At 74.6% G+C, this 22,445-nt stretch carries 24 protein-coding genes and 1 tRNA gene; 11 read left to right on the top strand and 14 right to left on the bottom strand.

Going from position 1 to position 22,445, the window contains the following annotated elements; all coding sequences use genetic code 11:
* Position 1: 1 nt before the first annotated feature.
* Positions 2 to 1,372, bottom strand: coding sequence for a ricin-type beta-trefoil lectin domain protein (locus tag HGCM_RS02625; RefSeq protein WP_019135335.1), 1,371 nt, complete (start codon positions 1,370 to 1,372; stop codon positions 2 to 4).
* A 341-nt stretch (positions 1,373 to 1,713) separates the two neighbouring features.
* Here HGCM_RS02625 and HGCM_RS02620 point away from each other — a divergent pair.
* Positions 1,714 to 1,803, top strand: a tRNA-Ser gene (locus HGCM_RS02620).
* Between the two features lie 160 nt (positions 1,804 to 1,963).
* On the opposite strand, the gene HGCM_RS02615 is transcribed toward HGCM_RS02620, so the two are convergent.
* The gene (locus HGCM_RS02615) at positions 1,964 to 2,842 is read right to left on the bottom strand and encodes an aldo/keto reductase family oxidoreductase (RefSeq protein WP_019135334.1); all 879 of its coding nucleotides are present in this window, start codon (positions 2,840 to 2,842) and stop codon (positions 1,964 to 1,966) included.
* A 101-nt stretch (positions 2,843 to 2,943) separates the two neighbouring features.
* Here HGCM_RS02615 and HGCM_RS02610 point away from each other — a divergent pair, with 101 nt between their 5' ends.
* From HGCM_RS02610 to HGCM_RS02600, 3 genes are all read left to right on the top strand, one after another.
* Positions 2,944 to 3,813, top strand: a complete 870-nt coding sequence (locus HGCM_RS02610; RefSeq protein WP_019135333.1) for a helix-turn-helix transcriptional regulator — start codon at positions 2,944 to 2,946, stop codon at positions 3,811 to 3,813.
* Positions 3,814 to 3,933: 120 nt separating this feature from the next.
* The gene (locus HGCM_RS02605) at positions 3,934 to 5,193 is read left to right on the top strand and encodes an arginine deiminase (RefSeq protein WP_019135332.1); all 1,260 of its coding nucleotides are present in this window, start codon (positions 3,934 to 3,936) and stop codon (positions 5,191 to 5,193) included.
* A gap of 36 nt (positions 5,194 to 5,229) precedes the next feature.
* Positions 5,230 to 6,687: a basic amino acid/polyamine antiporter gene (locus HGCM_RS02600; RefSeq protein WP_019135331.1), complete on the top strand. Its 1,458-nt coding sequence runs from the start codon at positions 5,230 to 5,232 to the stop codon at positions 6,685 to 6,687.
* 28 nt (positions 6,688 to 6,715) lie between these two features.
* Here the strand turns inward: HGCM_RS02600 and HGCM_RS02595 are convergent, their stop codons facing one another.
* Positions 6,716 to 7,285 (bottom strand): GrpB family protein, encoded by a 570-nt coding sequence (locus tag HGCM_RS02595; RefSeq protein ID WP_019135330.1) that lies wholly within the window; start codon positions 7,283 to 7,285, stop codon positions 6,716 to 6,718.
* An 86-nt stretch (positions 7,286 to 7,371) separates the two neighbouring features.
* Between HGCM_RS02595 and HGCM_RS02590 the strand changes: the two genes are divergently transcribed.
* Positions 7,372 to 7,971: a sugar O-acetyltransferase gene (locus HGCM_RS02590; RefSeq protein ID WP_026075214.1), complete on the top strand. Its 600-nt coding sequence runs from the start codon at positions 7,372 to 7,374 to the stop codon at positions 7,969 to 7,971.
* 12 nt (positions 7,972 to 7,983) lie between these two features.
* On the opposite strand, the gene HGCM_RS02585 is transcribed toward HGCM_RS02590, so the two are convergent.
* Positions 7,984 to 8,364 (bottom strand): DUF2255 family protein, encoded by a 381-nt coding sequence (locus HGCM_RS02585; RefSeq protein ID WP_019135328.1) that lies wholly within the window; start codon positions 8,362 to 8,364, stop codon positions 7,984 to 7,986.
* A 171-nt stretch (positions 8,365 to 8,535) separates the two neighbouring features.
* Here HGCM_RS02585 and HGCM_RS02580 point away from each other — a divergent pair, with 171 nt between their 5' ends.
* The gene (locus tag HGCM_RS02580) at positions 8,536 to 8,805 is read left to right on the top strand and encodes a hypothetical protein (protein WP_147572601.1); all 270 of its coding nucleotides are present in this window, start codon (positions 8,536 to 8,538) and stop codon (positions 8,803 to 8,805) included.
* Positions 8,806 to 8,817: 12 nt separating this feature from the next.
* On the opposite strand, the gene HGCM_RS02575 is transcribed toward HGCM_RS02580, so the two are convergent.
* Genes HGCM_RS02575 through HGCM_RS02565 form a run of 3 tightly spaced genes read right to left on the bottom strand, consistent with a single transcriptional unit; the run spans position 8,818 to position 11,315 of the window.
* Positions 8,818 to 9,654 carry a hypothetical protein gene (locus HGCM_RS02575; protein WP_019135326.1) on the bottom strand — a complete coding sequence of 279 codons (837 nt, stop codon included), beginning with the start codon at positions 9,652 to 9,654 and terminating at the stop codon, positions 8,818 to 8,820.
* A 40-nt stretch (positions 9,655 to 9,694) separates the two neighbouring features.
* Complete coding sequence (locus HGCM_RS18675) at positions 9,695 to 10,669, bottom strand: RDD family protein (protein ID WP_019135325.1); 975 nt, start codon at positions 10,667 to 10,669, stop codon at positions 9,695 to 9,697.
* A gap of 52 nt (positions 10,670 to 10,721) precedes the next feature.
* A complete protein-coding gene (locus HGCM_RS02565; RefSeq protein WP_019135324.1) occupies positions 10,722 to 11,315 on the bottom strand; it encodes a hypothetical protein in 594 nt (197 codons plus the stop codon).
* A 127-nt stretch (positions 11,316 to 11,442) separates the two neighbouring features.
* Here HGCM_RS02565 and HGCM_RS02560 point away from each other — a divergent pair, with 127 nt between their 5' ends.
* On the top strand, positions 11,443 to 11,742 hold the full coding sequence (locus HGCM_RS02560; protein WP_019135323.1) for a hypothetical protein: 300 nt from the start codon (positions 11,443 to 11,445) through the stop codon (positions 11,740 to 11,742).
* Positions 11,743 to 11,745: 3 nt separating this feature from the next.
* Here HGCM_RS02560 and HGCM_RS02555 read toward each other — a convergent pair whose 3' ends face one another.
* Positions 11,746 to 12,516: an SDR family NAD(P)-dependent oxidoreductase gene (locus HGCM_RS02555; RefSeq protein WP_019135322.1), complete on the bottom strand. Its 771-nt coding sequence runs from the start codon at positions 12,514 to 12,516 to the stop codon at positions 11,746 to 11,748.
* A 126-nt stretch (positions 12,517 to 12,642) separates the two neighbouring features.
* Here HGCM_RS02555 and HGCM_RS02550 point away from each other — a divergent pair, with 126 nt between their 5' ends.
* Both HGCM_RS02550 and HGCM_RS02545 read left to right on the top strand, forming a co-directional pair.
* Positions 12,643 to 13,506, top strand: a complete 864-nt coding sequence (locus tag HGCM_RS02550) for a helix-turn-helix transcriptional regulator (protein ID WP_019135321.1) — start codon at positions 12,643 to 12,645, stop codon at positions 13,504 to 13,506.
* A 10-nt stretch (positions 13,507 to 13,516) separates the two neighbouring features.
* A complete protein-coding gene (locus HGCM_RS02545) occupies positions 13,517 to 14,077 on the top strand; it encodes a GNAT family N-acetyltransferase (RefSeq protein WP_019135320.1) in 561 nt (186 codons plus the stop codon).
* A gap of 36 nt (positions 14,078 to 14,113) precedes the next feature.
* Here HGCM_RS02545 and HGCM_RS02540 read toward each other — a convergent pair whose 3' ends face one another.
* The gene (locus HGCM_RS02540) at positions 14,114 to 14,989 is read right to left on the bottom strand and encodes a L,D-transpeptidase (protein ID WP_019135319.1); all 876 of its coding nucleotides are present in this window, start codon (positions 14,987 to 14,989) and stop codon (positions 14,114 to 14,116) included.
* Positions 14,990 to 15,032: 43 nt separating this feature from the next.
* The gene (locus tag HGCM_RS02535; RefSeq protein WP_019135318.1) at positions 15,033 to 15,824 is read right to left on the bottom strand and encodes a tyrosine-protein phosphatase; all 792 of its coding nucleotides are present in this window, start codon (positions 15,822 to 15,824) and stop codon (positions 15,033 to 15,035) included.
* 197 nt (positions 15,825 to 16,021) lie between these two features.
* On the opposite strand from HGCM_RS02535, the gene HGCM_RS02530 reads away from it, so the two are divergent.
* Positions 16,022 to 17,950, top strand: a complete 1,929-nt coding sequence (locus tag HGCM_RS02530) for an AAA family ATPase (protein WP_019135317.1) — start codon at positions 16,022 to 16,024, stop codon at positions 17,948 to 17,950.
* Positions 17,951 to 18,090: 140 nt separating this feature from the next.
* On the opposite strand, the gene HGCM_RS02525 is transcribed toward HGCM_RS02530, so the two are convergent.
* Complete coding sequence (locus tag HGCM_RS02525; RefSeq protein ID WP_040399306.1) at positions 18,091 to 18,759, bottom strand: DUF1684 domain-containing protein; 669 nt, start codon at positions 18,757 to 18,759, stop codon at positions 18,091 to 18,093.
* A gap of 110 nt (positions 18,760 to 18,869) precedes the next feature.
* Here HGCM_RS02525 and HGCM_RS02520 point away from each other — a divergent pair, with 110 nt between their 5' ends.
* Entirely contained in the window at positions 18,870 to 19,814 is a 945-nt protein-coding gene (locus HGCM_RS02520; protein ID WP_019135315.1) for an LLM class F420-dependent oxidoreductase, read from the top strand.
* A gap of 50 nt (positions 19,815 to 19,864) precedes the next feature.
* Here the strand turns inward: HGCM_RS02520 and HGCM_RS02515 are convergent, their stop codons facing one another.
* The 3 genes from HGCM_RS02515 to HGCM_RS02505 all read right to left on the bottom strand — a co-directional run bounded on the left by HGCM_RS02515 (position 19,865) and on the right by HGCM_RS02505 (position 22,180).
* Positions 19,865 to 21,094 (bottom strand): glycosyltransferase 87 family protein, encoded by a 1,230-nt coding sequence (locus tag HGCM_RS02515; protein WP_019135314.1) that lies wholly within the window; start codon positions 21,092 to 21,094, stop codon positions 19,865 to 19,867.
* Between the two features lie 166 nt (positions 21,095 to 21,260).
* A complete protein-coding gene (locus tag HGCM_RS02510) occupies positions 21,261 to 21,887 on the bottom strand; it encodes a LytR C-terminal domain-containing protein (RefSeq protein ID WP_019135313.1) in 627 nt (208 codons plus the stop codon).
* Positions 21,884 to 22,180 carry a type II toxin-antitoxin system VapB family antitoxin gene (locus HGCM_RS02505; protein ID WP_019135312.1) on the bottom strand — a complete coding sequence of 99 codons (297 nt, stop codon included), beginning with the start codon at positions 22,178 to 22,180 and terminating at the stop codon, positions 21,884 to 21,886. Before HGCM_RS02505 ends, HGCM_RS02510 begins: the two co-directional genes overlap by 4 nt.
* Between the last annotated feature and the right edge of the window lie 265 nt (positions 22,181 to 22,445).

Genomic DNA, 22,445 nt, shown 5'->3' with positions numbered 1-22,445 from the left:
GTCAGTGGAGCGTCCACTTCTGGGCGTTGCTGCCGTTGCAGTCCCAGATCTGGACCTGCGTGCCGCGGGTCGTGGAGTTGCTCGGGTTGTCGAGGCAGCGGTTCGACTGCGGGTTGTAGTAGCCGCCGTTGCGCGGGATCCACACCTGCGCCGCCGTGTTGTTGCAGTCCCAGAGCTGCAGCTTCAGGCCGTTGGCCGTGCCGCCGCCGGGGATGTCGAGGCACTTGCCCTGGACGTGCAGGGTCGTGCCGGCCTCGACGAAGGTCCACTTCTGGGCGGCGCTGCCGTTGCAGTCCCAGATCTGGATCTTGTTGCCGTTCGCGGTGTTCGCGGCGTTGTTGTCGAGGCAGAAGCCCGACGGCGTCGTGATCGACCCGCCGGTGCCGGTGGGCGGAGGCGTCGTCCCGCCGCCCGCGGTGTACGCGGCGACGTAGTCGACGAGCATCGGCACGCCCGGCTGCGTCGCGGCCGTGGGCCCGCCGCCGAACGCGGCCGGGAAGCCGCCGCCGATCGCGACGTTGAGGATGATGAAGAACCCGTGGTGCAGGGCGTTGTTCCACGTGGTCGCGTCGACCTGGTTCGACGTGATCGTGAAGTAGTTGTTGCCGTCGAGGTAGTACCGCAGCTGCTCGGGCGAGACCGAGCGGTCGTACTCCATCGCGTAGGTGTGGAAGTTCCCGAGGCACCCGGCGCACGAGCGCTCGCCCGAGCCGATGCCGGTCGTCTCGTTGCACGGCCCGCCCGGGTTGGTGCCGCAGTGCAGCGCCGCGAACACCGACGGCCGTCCGTTGATGTTCTCGAGGATGTCGATCTCGCCGATCCGCGGCCAGCCCGTCGCCCCCGTGCCCCGCGCCTCGGCGCCGAGCATCCAGAACGCCGGCCAGTACCCGGCCGCCGCGGCCCCGGTGACGTTCGGCTGGGCGATCCGCGCCTCGACGCGCATCTTCCCGCCGGCCGGCGCCGCGATGTCGGTCTTCTGCGTCTCCACGCGCCCCGACGTCCAGTTGCCCGCGCCGTCGCGCAGCGGCTTGATGACGAGGTTGCCCGAGCCGTCCTGGTACACGTTGGCCGTCGAGTCGGTCATGTACTCGATCTCGCCGGTACCCCAGTTGCTCGCGCCGCCCGGGTAGCCGTGGCCGATGTCGTACAGCCAGCGGCTGCCGTCGAGCCGGCTGCCCGCCGAGCCCGTGAAGTCGTCCGCGAACACCTGGGTCCAGCCCGACGGCGTCGCCGGGAGGGACGCGCTCGCGGGCGACATGGTCGCCGCGACGAGCGCGGTGACGGTGGCAGCCGCCGCGACGGCGGCTGCGGCGAGGCGCCGGTGGCGGCGCAGCAGCGTGGAGGCGCGCAGGCCCCGAGGGACGTCGGACATCGGTGTCTCCGATCAGAGAGAACGACGTCCGTCGCGGACTGCGCGACGACGAGCAGTCCGGCGGGATACGACGGGCGGAACTTCGGGTGGTGCTCTTCTGCCGGCCGGATGCCGGCGGGTGCTCGTGGCGAGCGAGGTCGTCGGGGCGTCCTCGCCCCTCCGAGCGATGCGGCCGCTCTCGCAGCCGACTGGAGCGATGGTAGCGCTCTCAGGTGCCGCGTCAAGACAAGCGGTGACACGATTCTTGCTGCGACGTGACTCTCCGCCCTGACCTGCCGCTCCGCCCCTGGAGACCGCCCGATTCGGAGCATCGGGCGCGGGCCGGTACTCTTCTGCACCGAGGTAGCGTGTCCGAGCGGCCTAAGGAGCACGCCTCGAAAGCGTGTGTGGGTGAAAGTCCACCGTGGGTTCAAATCCCACCGCTACCGCCAGCAGCCGAAGGGCCCCAGTCCGCTGAGTCATGCGGACAGGGGCCCTTCGTTGTGCGTGCAACCGTGGACGTGGACGGCTGAGCCTCGGCTGCGAGCGCCGGGCCCCGTAGCGACGGTGCGCGCAGGTGGCCTGGCGCCGGGACGGTGTGCGGAGGTCGCCTCACCGCCCGATCGCGTCGAGCTCCGCCAGCGCCTGGTCGTCCAGCTCCAGCGCCGCGCCCGCGACGTTCTCCCGCAGGTGCGCGACCGACGAGGTGCCCGGGATGAGCAGCACGTTCGGCGAGCGGTGGAGCAGCCAGGCGAGGGCGACGGACATCGGCGTGGCGCCGAGCCGGGTCGCGACGAACGTGAGCTCGTCGGCCTGCAGCGGCGTGAAGCCGCCGAGCGGGAAGTACGGGACGTACGCGATGCCCTCGCCGGCGAGCCAGTCGATCAGCTCGTCGTCGTCGCGGTGGGCGAGATTGTACCGGTTCTGCACGCAGACGACGGGGGCGATCGTGCGGGCCTCCTCGACCTGCTCCCGGGTGGCGGTGCTGATGCCGAGGTGGCGGATGAGGCCCTGCTGCTGCAGCTCGGCGAGCACCTCGAACGGCGCGGCGATCGAGCCGGGCTCCGGGGTGTCGAAGCCGCCGACGCGCAGGTTCACCACGTCGAGGACGTCCAGGCCGAGGTGCTCGAGGTTGTCGTGCACCGCCTGGCGGAGCTGGTCAGGGGCCATGGCGACGGGCCAGCCGCCGTGCTCGTCGCGCAGGGCGCCGACCTTGGTGACGAGGTGCAGGCCGGCGGGGTAGGGGTGCAGGGCCTCGCGGATGATCTCGTTCGTGACGTGCGGGCCGTAGAAGTCGGACGTGTCGATGTGCGTGATGCCGAGGCGGACGGCCTCGCGCAGGACCTCGACGGCGCCCGCGCGGTCGGCGGGCGGGCCGAAGACGCCGGGGCCGGCGAGCTGCATCGCGCCGTAGCCGACGCGGGTGACCTCGAGGTCGCCCATCGTGAAGGTGCCGCCGGGAAGGGTGCTGGTGCTCGTGGTGGTGGTCATGGCTCCACCGTGCGCCGGCGCCGCGAGGCCAGGCAGGTCCCCGCCGATCCTGGGAGTGAGGGGACCAGGATGACCGCCGGCCCCGTGCCTAGGGTGGCGGCATGAGCACGAGCCTGGGCGACTTCCTGCGGGCCCGCCGCGAGCTCGTCCGGCCCACGGATGTCGGGATCCCCGAGGGGACCGGCGTGCGGCGGGTGCCCGGGCTGCGGCGCGAGGAGGTCGCGATGCTCGCGGGCATCTCGGCCGACTATTACCTGCGGCTGGAGCAGGGGCGCGACCGGCACCCGTCGCCGCAGGTGCTGGAGGCGCTCGCCCGGGTGCTGCGCCTGGACGATGCGGCGACGGACCACCTGCTCGCGCTGGGCGCGCCCGCGGCTCCTCGTCGTCGGCGTCGCCCGCGGCCGGAGGTGGTGCCCGAGGGGACGCTCCGACTGCTGGACGCGATCGGGCTGCCCGCGTTCGTCGAGGGGCAGGTGTTCGACGTCCTGGCCTCCAACGACCTGTGCCGCGCGCTCGACCCCAGCCTCGTGCCGGGCCGCAACCGCCTGCGCGACGTGTTCCTCGACCCGGCCCAGCGCGACCTGCACCCGGACTGGCCGACGCTCCTGCCGTACCTCGTCGCGGGGGTGCGAGCGTCGGGCGTCGCGGTGGACGACCCGCGGCTGGTCGAGCTCGTCGGGGAGCTCTCGCTCGCGAGCGAGGAGTTCCGCCGGCTGTGGGCCCGGCACGACGTCCGGCCGCGCGCCGGCTTCCGCGTGGCTTTCGCGCACCCGGTCGTGGGGCTGATGGAGCTGGACTGCGAGAAGCTCGCCGTCGGCGGCACCGAGGGACAGACGCTCGCGGTCTACCACGCGCCGCCGGGGACGCCGACCGCCGAGCGGTTGGCGCTGCTGGGCTCCCTGGTCGCGCGGGGAGCGGCAGGTGGCGAGACGGCGGCGACGACGACGAGGACGCACGCGCGGCCGGAGTGAGCGTGACGACCGGCGCGGCGACCGCTGCGAGGACTGCCGGCGTCGGGTGCAGGGCCATGTTCGCGACGCGGACGCGCCGCTAGCATCCGAAGGACCACCGTCCAGCAGAGGCAGGTGCCGATGTCCGAGACCTCCGTGAACCCTGCAAGCGCCTACGGCGTCCACTCGGAGGTGGGCCGGTTGCGGAAGGTGCTGGTCTGCTCCCCGGGCATGGCGCACCGGCGGCTCACGCCGTCGAACGGCGCCCAGCTGCTCTTCGACGACGTGCTGTGGGTCGAGAACGCCCAGCGCGACCACGCCGACTTCGTCAACAAGCTCCGCAACCGGGGCGTCGAGGTCGTCGAGCTGCACGACGTCCTGGCGCAGACGCTCGCGGTGCCCGGGGCGCGGGACTGGGTCCTCGACCGCAAGGTGACGCCCAACCGGGTCGGCCTCGGTCTGGTCGACGGCACGCGGGCGTTCCTCGAGACCCTGAGCGAGCGTGCGCTCGCCGAGCACCTGATCGGCGGGCTGGCGACGCAGGACGTGCCCGGCGAGTTCCGGTCCGGCTACGTCGCGCTCGTCCGCGAGTCGACCGGCCAGCGGGAGTACCTGATGCCGCCCCTGCCGAACACGCTGTACACGCGGGACACGACGTGCTGGCTCTACGGCGGGCTGACGATGAACCCGCTGTACTGGCCCGCCCGCCAGGACGAGACGCTGCTCTACAAGGCGATCTACACGTTCCACCCGGACTTCGTCGGCTCGACGGTCTGGTGGGGCGACCCGGAGCAGGACTGGGGACTGGCCACGTTCGAGGGCGGCGACATCATGCCGGTCGGCAACGGCGTCGTGCTCATGGGCATGAGCGAGCGGACCTCGCGGCAGGCCATCACCCAGGTCGCGGCGGCGCTGTTCGCCCAGGGCGCCGCGGAGCAGGTCGTCGTGGCCGGGATGCCGAAGCTGCGCGCGGCCATGCACCTGGACACGGTCTTCACCTTCGCGGACCGCGACATCGTCACCGTGTACCCGGCGATCGTCGACCACGTGCACCCGTTCACGCTGCGCCCCGGCGACGACAGCGGGGGCGTGCACGTCACGGAAGAGAGCCGGCCGTTCGTCGACGTGGTCGCGGGTGCGCTCGGCCTGCCGGGCCTGCAGGTGCTCGAGACCGGCGGCGACGTGTACGAGTCCGAGAGCCAGCAGTGGAACAGCGGCAACAACGCCGTCGCGGTCGAGCCCGGCGTCGTCGTCACCTACGACCGGAACACCATCACGAACACGCTGCTGCGCCGGGCCGGCGTCGAGGTCGTCACGATCGTCGGGGCCGAGCTGGGGCGCGGCCGCGGCGGCGGGCACTGCATGACCTGCCCGATCATCCGCGACCCGGTCGAGTTCTGACCCGCTGACCACGGCGTTCCGGACGAGGGGGCCCCGATGACCGTCGAGCAGGAGGCGGACGCTCCGCCCAGCAGCCCGGGCAAGATGAGCGTGCCGACCCTGACGGCGATGGTCGTCGGGTCGATGGTCGGCGCCGGGGTCTTCTCGTTGCCCGCCCGGTTCGGCGTCGCGACCGGGATCCTCGGCTCGCTCATCGCGTGGGCGATCGCCGGCACGGGCATGCTCATGCTGGCCTTCGTCTTCCAGAACCTGGCGATCCGCAAGCCGGAGCTGGACTCGGGCGTCTTCATCTACGCCAAGGCGGGCTTCGGCGACTACGCCGGGTTCACCTCCGCCATCGGGTTCTGGGCCAGCGCCATCGCCGGGAACACCTTCTACTGGGTCTTCATCTCCGCGACTCTCGGCGCGTTCTTCGAGGGCTTCGGCGACGGCGACACGGTGCTGGCCGCGCTGCTGGGCAGCCTCGGGGTGTGGTTCTTCCACACCTTGATCGCCCGCGGCGTGCGGGACGCGGCGGTGATCAACCGCATCGTGACGATCTGCAAGATCGTGCCGATCGTCGTGTTCGTCGTCGTGCTCTTCGTGAACTTCGACGCCGGCGTCTTCGCGGACAATTGGACCGCGTACGGCTACGGCGAGCTCGGCGGCCTCGACGAGCAGGTCCGCAACACGATGATCATCACGACCTTCGTGTTCATCGGCATCGAGGGCGCGAGCGTCTACTCCCGCTACGCCAGGCGGCGGGAGGACGTCGGCAGGGCCACCGTGCTCGGCTTCCTCAGCGTCCTGTGCCTGTTCGCCCTGGTGACGCTGTCGAGCTACTCCGTGCTGCCGCAGCCCGAGCTGGCCGACACGCGCCAGCCGTCGATGATCGGGGTGTTCCAGTCCGTCGTCGGCGACTGGGGGCAGACGTTCATCAGCGTCGGCGTCGTCGTCTCCGTGCTCGGCGCCTACCTGGCGTGGACGCTGATGGCCGCCGAGGTGATGTACATCCCCGCGCGCAATTCGGACTTCCCGCGGTTCCTCGGCCGCGAGGACCACCGCGGCACGCCGATCACCGCGCTCGTCGTCACCTCGCTCGCCGTGCAGGCGCTGCTCGCCGCGACCCTGGTGCTCACCGACGCGCTGAACTTCATGCTCGACCTCAGCACCGTCCTCGCGCTCCTGCCCTACTTCCTCGCCGCGGCCTACGCCCTCAAGCTGGGCCTGACCGGGGAGTCGTACGAGGGCGTGACGCCGCGGACGCGGCGCAAGGAGACGATCGTGGCGGGGGTCGCCACGGCGTACACCCTGTTCCTGTTCGACGCGGCGGGCTTCGAGTTCGTCGTCCTGTGCACCCTCATCCTCGCCCCGGCGACCTTGCTCTACGTCAAGGCCCGCTCGGAGTCGGGGCGGCGCATCTTCACGCCCACGGAGCTCGCGCTGTTCGCGCTCATCCTCGTGGGAGCGGTGGTCGCCGGCGTCGGCCTGTGGACCGGCCGGATCACCATCTGAGCCGGGCGGGGCGCCCGTGCCCGGCGCCTCAGCCGGCGTCGCGCCGCGCCCGCGCCCGCGCCTTGATCGCGACGATGACGTCCGTCTTCGCGTCCGCGTAGTCGTTCATGTCGGACCACTGCCGCTCCAGCAGGGCGCGCTTCGTGCCCTCGTACAGCGCGCGGTCCTGCGGGTCCGACCGCAGGTGGTCGCGCAGCAGCAGGTACTCGTCGATCGCGGGGTCGTCGCGCTGGTAGACGTGCACGTGGGCGTCGCGGGAGGGCGTCCGGACGAGGCGGTGCCCCGGCTCGCGGACGCGCAGCACGTACCCGGCGTCGAGGAGCGGCTGCAGGTAGTCCTCCTCCGCCGTCACGTCGTCGACGCCGACGACGACGTCGACGATCGGCTTCGCCGCCAGGCCCGGGACGGACGTCGAGCCGATGTGCTCGATCCGGACGTCCGCGTCCCCGAGGGCGGCCGCGATGCGCCGCCGGTGCTCCTCGTAGACGCTCGGCCAGCGGTCGTCGTACGGGTGCAGGGCGACCTCGATCGCCTCGGCGCCACCGACGATCTCGACCGAGGTGACGTCCGGCCGACGGGGGTGCTGGAGCGGGCTCACCACGCCATCCTCGCAGCGCGAGCGAGGCTCCCGTGCCGCGGGACATCGGGCGAGCGCCCGTCGGCTCGGTCCGTACGCTCGTCCGCATGAGCGACGAGCCGACGACCGACTACTTCGCCGACGACCCGCGGACGAACCGCGAGCGGATGCTCGCCGGGGACCTCTACATCGCCGACGACCCGGACAGCCAGCGCATCTCCCGCCGGGCGATCCGGCTCGCGGACGCGTACCACCGCGCGTTCGTCGCGGACGCCGAGGCGGCGCGTCCGCTGCTGGAGCAGCTGCTCGGCGAGCTGGGGGAGGACGCGTTCGTCCGGCCGCCGCTGTTCGTCGACTACGGCGAGAACATCCGCATCGGCGCCCGGACGTTCGTGAACTTCAACCTGACCGCGCTCGACGTCGCGGCGATCACGATCGGCGAGGACTGCCAGATCGGCCCGAACGTCCAGCTGCTCACGCCGACCCACCCCGTCGAGCCGCAGCCGCGGCGGGACAAGCTGGAGGCGGCGAAGCCCATCGTGCTGGGCGACAACGTGTGGCTGGGCGGCGGCGTCATCGTGTGCCCGGGCGTGACGATCGGCGACGACACGGTCGTCGGTGCCGGGTCGGTGGTGACGCGGGACCTGCCCGCCGGCGTGGTCGCGGTGGGCAACCCGGCGCGCGTGATCCGGTCGGCCACCGACTGACCACGGGGCGGGTCAGTCGCGGGGCACCACGCGCAGCGTGACGTCGCGGACCTCGGGTCCGACGACGGTCCCGACGATCGACGCCTCGTACCGGCCGTCGTACTTCGCGTGATACGCCGCGTCGACGGCCTCGTGCACGTCGTCGGGCGCCGGCTCGAACGTCACGTCGAGCTCGGCGTCGCCCACGGCGAGGTGCCCGGAGCCGGACGCCTGCGCGCGGCGGAACCAGCCGTTGCTCGGCCCGTACGCCGAGCGGACGAACACGTCGTCGCCGACGCGCACGGCCCAGATCGTCGCGGCCGGGCGCAGCGTGCCGTCGGGACGCGACGAGGCCAGGTGCACCTCGTCGGTGCGGTCGACGGTGTCCAGCTCCTGCGGGGTCCAGCTGCTCATCGATTCCTCCTCACGTGGGCGGAAAGCGGTCCACCCGGTCGAACGCCCGCGCGGCGGCCCGGTGTTCCGCGCCGGACGTTCCGGGGCGGTCCATCCCGACGCCCGGCGGGGTTGGCGCCGCGTTCACCCGGCGCGGCGATGCTCGACGCTCCGCACGAGGGAGGGGTGGACGTGAGGGCAGTTCCGGGGCAGCACCCGCGCGCGTCGTGGCTCGTCGTCGACGACCCGGTCTACGTGGTCGAGCTGCGCACGGCCCGCGGGCAGGAGGCCGAGCACTGGCGCCTGGAGGATGTCGACGACGTCACCGAGGTGCTGGACTGGGTCGCCGCGCGCCGGCGCGGACGGCTCGCGACGATCGCCGTCGAGCTCACCGACCACCAGGGCTCGACGCTCGTCCCGCTCGTGCGGCTCGGCGGCGCCGCGTCGCTGCGCAGCGCCTGAGCCCGGTACAGCTCAGCTCGGCCGGGCGGCCGTGAGCCGGTCGAGCACGCGCAGGCGCAGGTCGATCGCGGTGCGCCGCCACATCGCCGCCCGCTCGATCACCGAGCCGAGCGTCGTCTCGGTGGCGGGCACGTGCGTGACCGTGACGCCGTGCTGGGCGGCGGTCCGGACGATCGTGTCGACCGTCCTCGGCAGCGCGAGCTGCAGCAGTGCCGACGTCGCGCTGACCTCGGCCTCGCCCTGGCCGAACCGGCGGCGGTAGCGCACCGACGAGACCACGCGGGAGAACAGCGGGTCGCCGCTCTCGTCGTCGACCGGCGCGTCCTCGGGCGGGAGCGCGGACAGGTAGAGCGACAGGACGAGCTCGCCGATCTTGCGCAGCACCCAGGCGCGGCCGGGCAGCGGCGGGATGAAGGTCACGAACCGCGCGAGGTCCGCCTCGAGCGCCTCGGCCGAGAGGGCCGTCCACGCCGGCTCGGTGCGGATCTCCAGCACCCGCTCCCACGCGACGTCCTTGCCGTCGAGCCCGACGCGCTCCGGCCCGACCGTCACGGCGCCGAACCGGTCGAGCAGGCCCAGCGGTGCGGTCGCGAAACGCGGCACGTACGGCACCAGCCGGACGAGCCCCTGCACGGAGACGTCCCACTCGCGCGCGAGCGGGTAGACGGGGCGCGGGTAGGCGTCGAGCGCCGCGGCGACCCAGTCGGTGACGAGGTCGCCGACGTCCGCGGGCACGCCGCCCAGCAGCCGTCGCGCGGTCGGCGAGGCCGCGTCGTCGGACGGGTCGACGGGTGCGTCGACCGGCCCGTCCTCGATCGCGTCCGTCGGCTGGTTCTGGGGCGTGCTCACGATCCTCCGAGGGCGGGGTCAGGGGTGGTCGTGCGGTCGGTCACGTCAGCGGCGGGCCCGAGCACGTGCCCAGGCTCGTCTCCCCGTCGAACGCCTCGGCCCGCCACTCGACCGGGCGCTGGCGCAGCAGCTCGGAGTCGGTGGGCAGCACCGCGCGGCCCCAGGTCTCGGAGGACTGACGCTCCACGTCGCCCTCGACCCACCCGTCGGCCGGCGGGTGGCTCGTGGAGGTGTCCACCACGCGCTGCGAGCCCGGCTCGCCGTAGGTGACCCGGACCCACAGCTCCGTGCTGCCGGCCTCCTCGCTCGCCCACTGCACCACGGGCCGCTCCGTCCGCTGCCCCCGCGTGACGCCCAGCCGCGTGCTCGTCGTGGCCTCGATCGCGCGCCCGACGGTGACCTCGATCGGCGTCTCGCCCGACACGGTGCAGGCGGCGTCGGTGACCTCCTCGGACGTCCCGCCCGACGGCCCGACGCTGTAGAGCACGCCGAGGGCGCAGGCGGCGAGCGCGAGCCAGGTCGTGCGGGCCTGGCCGGGGGTCGCGCCGCGCACGGGGCTCCACGGCGGCGGCAGGTGGACGGCGTCAGTGTCGCAGATCGAGTCGGCGAACGTGCGGCGGCGCTCGTGCCACAGCGGGCGCAGGTAGCCGATCATGAGGATCGCGTCGAGCAGGTGGGCGATCTCCCGGCCGACGGTGCGCAGCAGCCCGGCCGGGCGCCCGGTGCCCGCGCGCAGGATGCGGATGCCGACGACGCGCTTGCCGGGCGTCGAGCCGGCGTACGCCTGCAGCAGCACGAGCGTGGCCAGGGCGGCGAAGCCCCAGGACGAGGACTCGACGCCCGACTCGCCCCACGTGACGAGCGACCACACCGGGCCGTCCCCGGTCGCGAGCCACGCGACGCCGGTGAGGATCGCCGAGTCCAGCAGCGCGGCGACGACGCGCCGGCTCCAGCTCGCGTACGTCGCCAGGACGAGCGGCTCGGCGACGGGCGGCGCGTCCGACGGGCTGGTCACCCGTGCATGGTGGCAGAGCGGACGGACCCGGTGCGCCGGATCGCCGCGCTGATCACCCGGCTGCGGCGCAGGAGGCGTCCGGCTCGTGCGGCCCGAGCACGCCCGGCTGCGGCTCCAGCGCGAGGACCTGCGTCCGGGTCACCCCGAGCGTCGTGGTCCGCAGCCGGACCTCGTCGATCGACTCGCCGACGCCGTCCCCGTACGTCGCGCAGGTGACGTCGAGGGCGACGCGCACGTCGGCGCGCTCGCCGGGGCCGAGCGTGAGGCGCGGGGCCGCTGCGCCGCCCGCCTCGAGCGAGGCGGTGGCGGCCGCGTGGTCGAGCGGCTGCACCGCGAGCGTCACCGGCAGCGGCCCCGCGTTGCGCACGCCGACGAGCACCCACCCCTGCTCGTCGTCGACGAGCCAGACCACGCCCGTGCCGAGGCCGGTCACCGAGCCGACCTCCTGCACGAGCCCGGGGGACCACGACGACGTGCCGTCCGCCCGGACCCACGAGCGGGAGCCGACGAGGAGCCACGCCCCGGCCAGCACGACGACGAGCAGGACGGCGACGACGACGAGGACGCGCCGGCGGGGGTGCCGCGGCGGGCGGCTCGCCCGCCGGGAGCGCAGGGCACCGGCGGGCGCGGGCGTCGTCGTGGTCACCGCAGACCTCCCGGCTCGACGGCAGCGATCCGGACAAAACGTACCGGTGCGCGCCGTCGTGCCGGGGCGATCCGGGCGCCGCGCTCAATGTCGCGCCCGCCGCGCCCGATGCCCGGGGGTGAGGATCGTGCGGCGGTGGGTCGCGCTCGGGCTGAGCGCGTGGACGCTGCTGCTCGTCGCCGTGATGGTGAAGAAGGCCGTCGAGGGCGGCCAGACGACCGACTCGCTCGGCTTCGTCGGCACCGGCGTCGTCGCGACCGTCACGGGCCTGCTCGCGTGGCACTCGTGGCGGTCGTACCTGCGGCTGCGTGCCGACGAGGAGTGGCACCGGCGCACGCCGGAGCGCGAGCGCGTCGTCTGGGAGCAGCCCCGCCTGCACGAGCTCGTGCCCCCGCCGGACGAGGGCGACGGACGCCCGCCCGCCTGACGGTCAGGCGTGGCCCATCGCCTGCCCGCCGGACGCCTCGATCCGCTGCCCGGTGACCCAGCCCATCCGTCCGGAGACGATCGCGGCGACCGCGCGGCCGACGTCGTCGGGCTGCCCGACCCGTCCCATCGCGCTCGTCGCGGCGATCCGCTCCTGGTAGGCGGGGGTGTCGCGGACGGCGCCGCCGCCGAAGTCGGTCGCCGTGGCGCCGGGCGCGACCGTGTTGACGGCGATGCCCCGGGCGCCGAGGACGACGGCGAGGTACCGGGTCCACACCTCGACCGCGCCCTTCATCGCCGCGTAGCCCGCGTAGACGGGGTCGACGAAGAACCGGGTGAGGCCGCTGGAGACGGTGAGCACGTGCCCGCCGTCGGCGACGAGCGGCGCGAGGTGGTCGGTGAGCAGCATCGGGCCGCGCACGTGCAGCGCGAACAGGTCGTCGAGCGTGGCCGGCCCGGTCGCGCCGAACGGTGTCGGCGCGAACGTCCCGGCGTTGTGCACGAGCACGTCGAGCTGCTCGCGGCCCGAGGTCGCGACGAGCGCGCGGCGCAGCTCGTCGGCGAACGCGGCGAACGTCGCGTCGTCGCGCGTGTCGAGCTGCAGGGCGACGCCGCGGCGGCCGCGGGCGGCGAGCTCCGCGACGACCTCGTCGGCCTGCTCCCGGCCGTGCAGGTAGGTGAGGACGACGTCCGTGCCGTCGTCGGCGAGGGCGAGGGCGCTGGCGCGGCCGAGGCCGCGGGACCCGCCGGTGATGAGGGCGATGCGCGAGGTCATGGGTGCTCCTTCGGTCGGGGATGACGCGACCACCGTGCGTCCTCGGCCGGCGCCGCCTCCAGGGCGCACCTGTCCACGGACCGCCGATCCCTGGATGCGCGGCGGCAGGCGGGCGACGATGGCCGCATGGACCGCCGCCAGCTCGCCGACTTCCTGCGCACCCGCCGGGACGCGCTGCAGCCGGAGGACGTCGGGCTGCCGCGCGGCCCGCGCCGCCGCACCGCCGGGCTGCGCCGCGAGGAGGCCGCCGCGCTCGCGGGCATGTCCGCCGACTACTGGAGCCGCCTCGAGCAGGGCCGCGGGCCGCAGCCCTCGGAGCCGATGCTCGCCGCGATGGCGCGCGCCCTGCGCCTGACGAGGGCCGAGCGGGACCACCTGTTCCGGCTCGCGGGCCACCACGCGCCCGAGCGCGCCGGCCGCACCGACCACGTCGGCCCCGCGCTGCAGCGCATCCTGGACCGGCTCACGGACACCCCGGCGATGGTGCTCTCCGACCTCGGCGAGACGCTCGCCCAGAACGGGCCCGCCGTGGCGCTGCTGGGCGACCACGCGGCCTACCGCGGCTGGGAGCGCGCGACGGTCTACCGCTGGTGGACCGACCCCGCCTCGCGCGACGTCTACCCGCCCGAGGACCAGGCCGAGCACGGCCGGGTGTTCACCGCCGAGCTGCGCACCGCGTACGCGACGGGCGGCCGCGGCTCACGCGCGGCCGCCCTGGTCGCCGAGCTGCTCGCGCGCAGCCCCGAGTTCGCGGCGGTCTGGGCGCAGCACGACGTGGGGGAGAAGCACCCGCGGACGAAGCGCTTCGTCAACGCCGAGGTCGGGCCGCTCACGCTCGACTGCGCGACCCTGCTGGACACGGACACCGGGCAGCGGCTGCTCGTCTTCACCGCGACGCCCGGGTCGGTCGACGCCGAGCGGCTGGCGCTGCTCGCCGTCGTCGGCCGTCAGCGGCTGCCCGCGGGTGACGCCGTCGGCGGCCGGCCCTAGCGTCGGCGGTGTGACCGAGATCGAGACCCGCCCGACGCTCGAGCAGCTCGACGCGGTGTTCGGCACCCGCGGCGTCGCCGCCCGCTGCTGGTGCCAGTGGTTCCGGGTGACCTCCCGCGAGTGGGACGAGCTCGGCCCGGACGAGCTGCGTCGCCGCACCGCCGACGACCTCGCGTCGGACGAGCCCGGCCCGGGCGTCGTGGCCGTGCGCGACGGCGAGCCGGTCGGCTGGTGCGCGGTCGCGCCGCGCCCGCAGTACCGCCTCGCCCGGCGCCCGACGATGCGCTCCGGCGTGCCGGACGACGACCTCGACGACCCGTCCGTCTGGTCGGTGACGTGCTTCGTGGTGCGGGTCGGGTACCGGCGGCAGGGCGTCGCCGGGGAGCTGCTGGACGGCGCCGTCGCGCTGGCGCGGTCCGGGGGCGCGCACGTGCTGGAGGCGTACCCGGTCGACGGGTCCGGCTCAGCGAGCGAGCTGTACCACGGCACGGCGTCGATGTTCGCCGCCGCGGGGTTCGAGGAGGTCGCGCGGACGTCGCGCACGCGCACGGTCGTCCGGCTGACGCTCTGAGCGTCCTCCGGGCTTCTCCGGGCGCTCTGCGAGTGCCTACGGGACGACGTCGACCAGCGTGCCGGCCGGCACGCGGTGCCAGAGCACGTCGAGCACCTCGTCGGTGACCCGGACGCACCCGTTCGACACCTCGCCCGTCGCGCGCAGCGTGGTCGTGTGGATCGCGCTGGCCGACGTGCCGGTGCGGCGGTCGTAGTCGTCCATCGTCTCGCTCTGCGTCGAGAGGAGGACGACGCGCGGCGTCGTGGTGCCGGGCTCGTCCCAGAACGGCCCGACGACGAACTGCAGGCCGCGTGGCGTGGGCGTCACGCCCGGGCGGCCCGTCGCGAGCACCGGCAGCACGCGGGTGCGCTCGCCGTCGTCGACCGTCAGCGTCTGCTCGGAGAGGTCGACCGTGAGCCGCCACGACGTCGACCCGGCGCGCGTGTCCCGCACGCGGACCCACGCCGTGCGGTGATTGACGCGGCTCGCGTCCTGCGACGGCAGCGCGCCGCGCGCGGCGACCATGACCCGCACCCACCCGGACTCGCGCCCGACGACCGGCAGGACGGTCGGGTAGCGCAGCGTCAGCGCGGGCAGCACGCCGACGGCCTCGCCGTCCGGCGCGTCGTAGGCGGCGGTGTCCCGCAGCACCGTCACGGTCTGCCAGCCGTCGTCCGTGCGGACCGGCTCGGCCCCCTCCGAGCCCGGCAGGCCCGGGACGACCACGCGCGGCTCGACGACGAGCAGCGTGGACAGGTCCGGCGCCGCGGGCGGCTCCGGAGCCCGGCGCTTGTCGGGGACGACGACCGCCCGCACGGCGACCGGGTCCGCCGGGTCGGCGTCCGGTGGCACGCCGCAGCCCGCGGCGAGCGCGAGCAGGACGAGCGACACCGCCGCCGTCCGGCGGCGCGGGCGACCGCGGCTCGTCATGCGTCCCATGGTGGGCCGTCGGGCGCGGCCGGCACCACCGCGCTCACTGGTCGGGTCGCAGACGTCGCCGCAGCCGCGCGACCTCGTCGTCCGCGAGCCCGAGCCCGCCGCGCAGGTAGCCGTCGAACGACCCGAACTGCTCCCGCACCGTCGTCAGCGCCGCCTGCAGGTACTCCGGCCGCACCTCGAAGGCCGGCAGGAGCACCTCCGCGCGCGGCCCGAGGCTCGCCAGCGCCCGCGCGAACAGCTCGCGCACCGCGGGGTTCACGGCGAGGAACTCCTCCATCGCGCCGTCCTCGTCCACCCCGGCCGCGAGCAGCAGGACCGTGGCCGCCCAGCCGGTGCGGTCCTTGCCGGCGGTGCAGTGGAACAGGACCGGGCCCGACGTCGGGTCGGCGACGATCCGGACGAACGCCGCGTACGCGGTGCGGGCGGTCGGGTCCGCGACGAGCGCCTGGTAGGTGCCGGTCATCGCCTGGACGACGTCGACGTGGTCGAGGCGGCCGTCGAGCGCGGCGGGGTCGCGGCCGAGGTCGGCGAGCGGGCCCGTCGGCGCCGGGAGGCCGGCGAGGACGTCGAGGGTGACCCCGTGCGCGCCGGCGGGCAGCACGTCCGGGCGGGCCAGCCGCTCCGCCGCGGTGCGCAGGTCGACCACGGTGCGCACGCGCAGGGCCGCGACGACCTCGTCGTCGGTGATCGCGTCGGCGGCGAGCTCCGCCGAGCGGTACGCGACCCCGCGGGCCACGGTCCCGCCGTCGGCGGTCGGCCGGCCCCCGAGCTCGCGCAGGTTGCCGATGGCGGGCGTCGCGATGCGGTGCGCATCACCGGGCGTCATGGGAGGAGCGTGGCACGTCCCCCGGGCCCGTGGGTCCGATCGGCATGTCCGATTCGTCCGAATGGGTGGTCCGGTATGTCCGATGTTGCCGACCCTCGCGGGGGCGCCCACGATGGACGGACGCGGGGTCCGACGACGCCTGCCCGTCGACCGGCGCCCTCGCCGGACGCGGCCCCCGCCCGACGAGAGGTGACGACATGACCGAGGACCAGTCGCCCATCCGGCTCGGCGCGCACGACATCGCCCTGGACCGCGAGCGCATGCGCCGACGGCGGGTGTACCGGCTGGCGGCGGTCGTCATCCTCGCGGAGGTCTGGGTCGTCACGGCGGCCGTGCTCGGGGTCCCCGTGCTGCCCGTCGTCCCTGCGATCGACCCGTTCCTGCTGACGGTCGTCCTGTTCTTCGTCCTCATGATCGTCGTCGTCCTGGGCACGCAGGTCGGCTCGTCGCGCTCGCCGCACCTCACCTACCGGCCCGAGCAGGTCGACGTCCGCCTCGACGACGTCGTGGGCATCGACCCGGTGAAGGAGGACGTGCGCCGGTCCATCGACCTGTTCCAGACGCACCGCCGGTTCGCGGACCAGATGGGCGGCACCCCGCGGCGCGGCCTGCTGTTCGAGGGGCTGCCGGGCACGGGCAAGACGATGACGGCGAAGGCCATGGCCGCCGAGGCCGGCGTCCCGTTCCTGTTCGTCTCCGCGACGTCGTTCCAGTCGATGTACTACGGCGCCACGGCCCGCAAGATCCGCTCCTACTTCAAGGCGCTGCGCAAGGCCGCGCGCGCGGAGGGCGGCGCGATCGGGTTCATCGAGGAGATCGACGCGATCGCGATGGCCCGCGGCGGGATGGTGCCGCGCTCGGCGGCCTCGTCCGCGCTCGCCTTCTCGGCCGGGCCGTCCGGCGCGGGCGTGTTCCACAGCGCGCCGTTCGGCATGCCGGTTGAGCGGCGCGGGCCGACCGTCGTGACGAGCCCCGTGATCTCCGAGGGGACGGGCGGCGTCGTCAACGAGCTGCTGGTCCAGATGCAGTCCTTCGACGAGCCGACCGGCGGCGAGAAGCTCTTCAACCGGCTCGTTGCCCGCGTGAACCTCTTCCTGCCGGCCCACCGGCAGATCAAGCAGCGCCGGCCGGTCCGGGCGCCGATCCTGCTCATCGCCGCGACCAACCGGGCCGACCAGCTCGACCCGGCCCTGCTGCGCCCGGGCCGGTTCGACCGCCGCCTCACGTTCTCGACCCCTGACGCGGTCGGCCGCCGGGCGCTCGTCGACCACTTCCTCGCGCGCCGCTCTCACGAGCCGGAGCTCGACGAGCCGCGCTCGCGGGACCGCATCGCGGCGGCGACGAACGGCTGGACCCCCGTGATGATCGAGCACCTCCTCGACGAGGCGCTCGTCAACGCGCTGCGCCGGGGCTCGCAGCAGATGTCGTTCGTCGACATCGAGCGGGCCCGGATCACCGAGATGGTCGGCATCGGGCAACCCGTGCAGTACACGGCGGCCGAGCAGCGGCTCATCGCGACGCACGAGGCCGGGCACGCCACGGTCGCGTGGCTCACCGCGCAGAACCGCACGCTTGAGGTGCTCACGATCGTCCGGCGCGGCGACGCCCTGGGCCTGCTCGCGCACGACGACTGCGAGGAGGTCTGGACGCACTCCCACTACGACCTCAACGCCCTCGTGCAGATCTCGATGGGCGGCTGGGTCGCCGAGGAGCTGTTCTTCGGCCAGACGACGACAGGCCCGGCCAGCGACCTCGCGGCCGCGACCCGCACCGCCGCGCAGATGGTCGGCGCCGCCGGCATGACCGGCTCGCTCGTCTCGTTCCTCGCGACCGACCGCGACCTGGTCTCCGCGGTCATCGCCGACGCGAGCGCCCGCGAGCAGCTCGAGAAGGTGCTCGAGGAGGCCCGCACCGCCGTGCGCCGGCTGCTGTCCCGCAACCGGCACCTCGTCGAGGCGCTCCGCGACGCGCTGCTGGAGCGCTACGAGCTCATCGGCGACGAGATCACGGCCGTCCTCACCGAGGCGCAGCGCCGCTACGAGGCCGAGACCAGCCCGACCCCGGTCCCGGCGGTCGAGGGCGACCGGCCCGCGACGCCCGCCGACGGCCGGCTGCGGGTCGCCTGAGGTCCACCCGCCCGGCGGCCGCGCCGGACCACCGACCGCGCGTCAGGCGGCGCGCACGCACGACGAGGACCCTCCCCCCTCCCGCCGGCTCGCCGGCGCGGCCTCGTCCGGTGCGCGCCGCCTGACGCGCTCGCCTGCCGTCAGGCGTCGGCGCCGCCGGCCGGCTCGGGCCACGCCAGCTCGCCGACGGGGACCGGCGCCGCCAGCGTGTTGGCGCGCGTGGGGAGCGGGCAGGCCCACGCCGGGTCGTACGCGCACGTGGGGTTGTAGGCGAAGTTGAGGTCGACGACGAGACGGCCCTGCCGGACGCCGAGGTCCGCGCCCTTGATCGTGTCGAGCACGTACCGCCCGCCGCCGTAGGTGCCGCCGGGGCGGCCCGCGAGCCCGTCGCGCACCGGGAGGAACAGGCCGCCGCCGTAGCTGCGCAGCGCCCAGACGGCGACGGTGCCGAGCCCGCCGAGGGTGACCGTGCCGATCCGCTCGTAGGGCACCACGCCGTCGGTGCCCGTCGCCACGTCGAGCCGCTGGACGCTCGTCGGCTCGATCTCCGCCTCGAACCGGTACGCCGGGTCGTAGCGCGCGACGTCCAGCCCGCCGAACGACGCGCGCTCGCCGGCGCTCAGGGGCGAGGCCGGGTGCTCCGCGAACAGCTCGTCGCGCTGCTGCACCCACACGCCGTGGGCGGCCTCGGGGTCGTCCTCGGCGATCGTCCGGACCTCGGCGTACGTGCGGGCGACGCGCCGCCGCCAGTCCGCCACGTCGAGCGTCTCCCGGACGACGGCCGCGGGGGTCGACGGGCGCAACGACATGCCCTCACCGTCGCACGCGCCCGCCGCCGTCGCGAGCAGCGACACCGCACCTCACCCGCCCGCAGCAGGACCGCGCGAGCGGGTCGGCGGCCCGTGCGAGGGTAGGAGCCATGCAGCTGCGCATCTTCACCGAGCCCCAGCAGGGGGCCACGTACGACGACCAGCTCGCGGTCGCACGGGCGACCGAGGAGCTCGGGTTCGACGCCTTCTTCCGCTCCGACCACTTCCTCGCGATGGGCGGCGACGGCCTGCCCGGGCCGACCGAGTCGTGGGTGACCCTCGCCGGGCTGGCGCGCGAGACGAGCCGGATCCGGCTCGGCACGCTCGTGTCCTCCGCGACGTTCCGGCACCCCGGCGTGCTGGCCATCCAGGTCGCGCAGGTCGACCAGATGTCCGGCGGACGCGTCGAGCTCGGCCTCGGGACGGGCTGGTTCGAGCAGGAGCACGCCGCGTACGGCATCCCGTTCCCGCCGCGGCGGTTCGGCATGCTCGAGGAGCAGCTCGAGGTCGTCACGGGCCTGTGGCGCACGCCGGTCGGCGAGACCTACACGCACGAGGGTCCGCTCTACACGCTCACGGACTCGCCGGCCCTGCCCAAGCCGGTGCAGCGGTCTCCGCTGGACCCGTCGCGCGCCGGGGTGCCGATCGTGGTCGGCGGGAACGGGCCGGTCCGGACGCCCGCGCTCGCGGCCCGCTACGCGTCCGACTTCAACCTCTCCTTCCCCGAGCTGGGGACGGTCGAGGAGAAGTTCGCCAACGTCCGGCGCGCGCTCGACGAGGTCGGGCGGGAGGCCTCGTCGCTCACGCTCTCGGTCGCGCTCGTGCTCGCGGTGGGAAGCGACGAGGCGGCCTTCCGCCGCCGGGCCGCCGCGATCGGGCGCGAGCCGGACGAGCTGCGCGAGCACGGGCTCGCGGGCACGACCCAGGAGGTCGTCGACCGCCTGGGCTGGCTCTCGTCGCTCGGCGCGACGCGGGTGTACCTGCAGGTGCTCGACCTGCACGACCTCGACCACCTGGCGCACGTCGCGCAGGAGATCGCGCCGCACCTGCCGTGACGCGTCCCGCCCGCCGCGCTGCGGCGCGGCGGGCGGCCTACCGCGGCGGCCTACCGCGCGGGCCGGGCCTCGAGCCCGGGCTCGTCCGGGGCCGGCTCGACCGTCTCGCGCGCACGCGCCTCGCGCACGAGCGCCAGCACCGTCACGACGAGCAGCCACACGAGGGCGACGTTGCGGGCGGCCAGGACGAGCGACATGACCGGCCAGCCGCCGGTGATCTGGCTGTAGAACCACGGGAAGACGAGCTGGGTCGCGAGCCCGACGCCGAGGGTCACGGCGGCGGTCCGGCGCCAGCCCGGCAGGCGCAGCGCCAGCGCGACGGCCACCGGGGCCGCCAGCCAGGTCATGTACTGCGGCGAGCCCACCTTGTTGAAGACGATCGTCACGAGGGTCAGCAGCATGGCGCCGCGCACGAGCAGCTGCGCCCGCGCCGTCTCGTCGTGCCAGAACCGCTCGCCCTCGCGCTGGCGGCACCACCACAGCAGCAGGGCGCCCGCGGCGAGCGCGAGCGCGAACGCGACGCCGAGGAAGTCGGCCATGACGTTCGAGCCCGGCCCGCGGATCTCCCACGTGATGAGCTCGCGGTTGACGTAGCGGTCGACGGAGCCGGAGACCAGGCCGAGGAGCACCCAGGGCGTCGCGCCGGGCGACTCGATCTGCAGGCCGCGCGTGCCCTGCGCCCCGAGGAACGAGGCGACGTGCCCCGCGCCGCCGCCCATGACGACGAGCCCCACGACGACCAGGCTGACCGCGGCGGCGGGCGCGACCACGTCCCGCCAGGGCCTGCGCACGGCGAGGAACAGCGCGGCGAGCAGCGGCCCGGGGGCGACCTTGATCCAGGCGCCCGCGGTCAGCAGCACCGAGGCGACCCGGGGGTGCGAGAGGCCGACGAGCAGGGCTGCCACGACGAGCGGCACGACGACGGCGTCGAGGCGTCCCATCGCGATGGGGCCGAGCAGCACGAGGAAGGCGAGCCACCACCAGGCACCCAGCAGGCGCCGGCCCCGGCGCGTGAGCATCGCGACCGCCACCGCGTCGAGCGCCGCGACCATGACGCACCACAGGACGAGGTACAGGCCGTCCCGGTCGGTGCCTCCCACGGACGGCAGCAGCATCGGCACCAGCGCGCCGGCGGGGTAGACCCAGTCCCCGGACAGCACGGGCCACTGGCCCTCGTGGATCCCCAGCCACATCCAGTAGCGGTAGAGCGTCAGGTCCCAGAAGGACTGCTGCTTCAGCGGGGCGAGCCCGAGGGCCGCGAGCCACGCGTGGACGAGCACGAAGGCGGTCCACAGGGCGCGGCGCGAGCGCAGGAGGCGGTCGACGACGGTCAGGGCGGGCCTCCGGGCGAGGGGCGGGCGGGTGCGGGTCCCAGGGTAGCCAGGGGGCGCGGGCGGCGGGCCCGGCTCAGCTGTGAGATCGCCCGGGTGGGCCGGGCCGGCGCCGTCAGCCGGCGGCGGGCGTCGCGGCGGGGGTCGGGGGAGCGGTGACCTGGTCGAAGGGCACGCAGTCCGGCATGCCCTCGAGCGGCTGCTTCGGGTCCAGCTGCACCTCGTCGGCCGGCAGCAGGTCCACGAAGTCGCCGCCGATGATGAGGTCGACCGTCGCGTCGTCCCGGGCGTCGAGCCGCAGCTGGGCCTCGGGCAGCTGTGCGCTGAGCGTGTAGGCCGCGGCGACGCCCTTGGCGCCGAACGTGATGCGCGCCGTGCCGTCCAGCGACGTCGGGGCGTTCTCGGTGCCGGCGACCTTGAAGCCGCGCTCGGCGAGCGCCTCACCCGTCGCCCCGGCGAGGCCGGGGCTCTGGGTGCCGTTGTAGACCGTGACCTTGACCTTCTTGTACGCGACGGGCTTGGCGCCCTCGGGCGGGCACGGCACCGCCTCGGCCCGGGCCGTCGCGCTCGGCTCGGTGCTGAAGCCCTTGTCGAGGAAGGGCACGGAGATCGCGTCGGTGAAGATCGCCGCGGCGCCGAGGCCGGCGACGGCGAGCGTCGCGAGCAGGACGCCGAAGACGACGGCCTGGCGCTCGTGCATGTGCCGGCGCCGCAGGGCGCGGTCGCGGTCGACCTGGCTCACTCGACCACCAGCACCCGGGCGTGCAGGATCGGGCGCTGCTGCAGGGCGGCCCGCACCGCGCGGTGCAGCCCGTCCTCCAGGTACAGGACGCCCTTGTACTGGACGACGTGCGCGAACAGGTCGCCGTAGAACGTCGAGTCCTCCGCGAGGAGGTGGTCGAGGTCGAGCGTCCGCTTGGTCGTCACGAGCTCGTCGAGACGCACCTGGCGCGGCGGGACCTCCGCCCACTGCTTCACGGTCTCGAGCCCGTGGTCGGGGTAGGGCCTGCCCTCACCCACCGCCTTGAAGATCACGGCCCCGAGTGTAGGCGGCGGGCGCAGCGCGCCCACCCGTCGTCCGCGGAGTGCCGCGAACGGGGCGGAAGTTCGCCCCGAGCCGCAGGTCGTCCACCCGGACGAGGGATTCTGGACGGACCGGCACGTGACCGCCGTCACAGGCGGTACGGTCTTCCCGCTGCAGGTCAACGGCGACCTGCAGCACACCGGTCCGGACGGGAACGCGGAGCCTCTCCGGGACGGACATGAGGAACGGCCAGGACGGTGCACCGTCCTGGCCGTT

The sequence above is a fragment of the Cellulomonas massiliensis JC225 genome (assembly GCF_000312005.1).
Lineage (GTDB): Bacteria > Actinomycetota > Actinomycetes > Actinomycetales > Cellulomonadaceae > Cellulomonas > Cellulomonas massiliensis.
This window is presented reverse-complemented; position numbering and strand designations above follow the sequence as displayed.

Excerpts from the sequence above, each read along its gene's own strand:
- HGCM_RS02540 (WP_019135319.1), bottom strand. The coding sequence starts at position 14,989 with ATGACGAGCCGCGGTCGCCCGCGCCGCCGGACGGCGGCGGTGTCGCTC.
- HGCM_RS02590 (WP_026075214.1), top strand. The coding sequence starts at position 7,372 with ATGAGCGACGAGCCGACGACCGACTACTTCGCCGACGACCCGCGGACG.
- HGCM_RS02555 (WP_019135322.1), bottom strand. The coding sequence starts at position 12,516 with ATGACCTCGCGCATCGCCCTCATCACCGGCGGGTCCCGCGGCCTCGGC.
- HGCM_RS02520 (WP_019135315.1), top strand. The coding sequence starts at position 18,870 with ATGCAGCTGCGCATCTTCACCGAGCCCCAGCAGGGGGCCACGTACGAC.
- HGCM_RS02535 (WP_019135318.1), bottom strand. The coding sequence starts at position 15,824 with ATGACGCCCGGTGATGCGCACCGCATCGCGACGCCCGCCATCGGCAAC.
- HGCM_RS02605 (WP_019135332.1), top strand. The coding sequence starts at position 3,934 with ATGTCCGAGACCTCCGTGAACCCTGCAAGCGCCTACGGCGTCCACTCG.
- HGCM_RS02525 (WP_040399306.1), bottom strand. The coding sequence starts at position 18,759 with ATGTCGTTGCGCCCGTCGACCCCCGCGGCCGTCGTCCGGGAGACGCTC.
- HGCM_RS02585 (WP_019135328.1), bottom strand. The coding sequence starts at position 8,364 with ATGAGCAGCTGGACCCCGCAGGAGCTGGACACCGTCGACCGCACCGAC.
- HGCM_RS02530 (WP_019135317.1), top strand. The coding sequence starts at position 16,022 with ATGACCGAGGACCAGTCGCCCATCCGGCTCGGCGCGCACGACATCGCC.
- HGCM_RS02550 (WP_019135321.1), top strand. The coding sequence starts at position 12,643 with ATGGACCGCCGCCAGCTCGCCGACTTCCTGCGCACCCGCCGGGACGCG.
- HGCM_RS02625 (WP_019135335.1), bottom strand. The coding sequence starts at position 1,372 with ATGTCCGACGTCCCTCGGGGCCTGCGCGCCTCCACGCTGCTGCGCCGC.
- HGCM_RS02610 (WP_019135333.1), top strand. The coding sequence starts at position 2,944 with ATGAGCACGAGCCTGGGCGACTTCCTGCGGGCCCGCCGCGAGCTCGTC.
- HGCM_RS02600 (WP_019135331.1), top strand. The coding sequence starts at position 5,230 with ATGACCGTCGAGCAGGAGGCGGACGCTCCGCCCAGCAGCCCGGGCAAG.
- HGCM_RS02615 (WP_019135334.1), bottom strand. The coding sequence starts at position 2,842 with ATGACCACCACCACGAGCACCAGCACCCTTCCCGGCGGCACCTTCACG.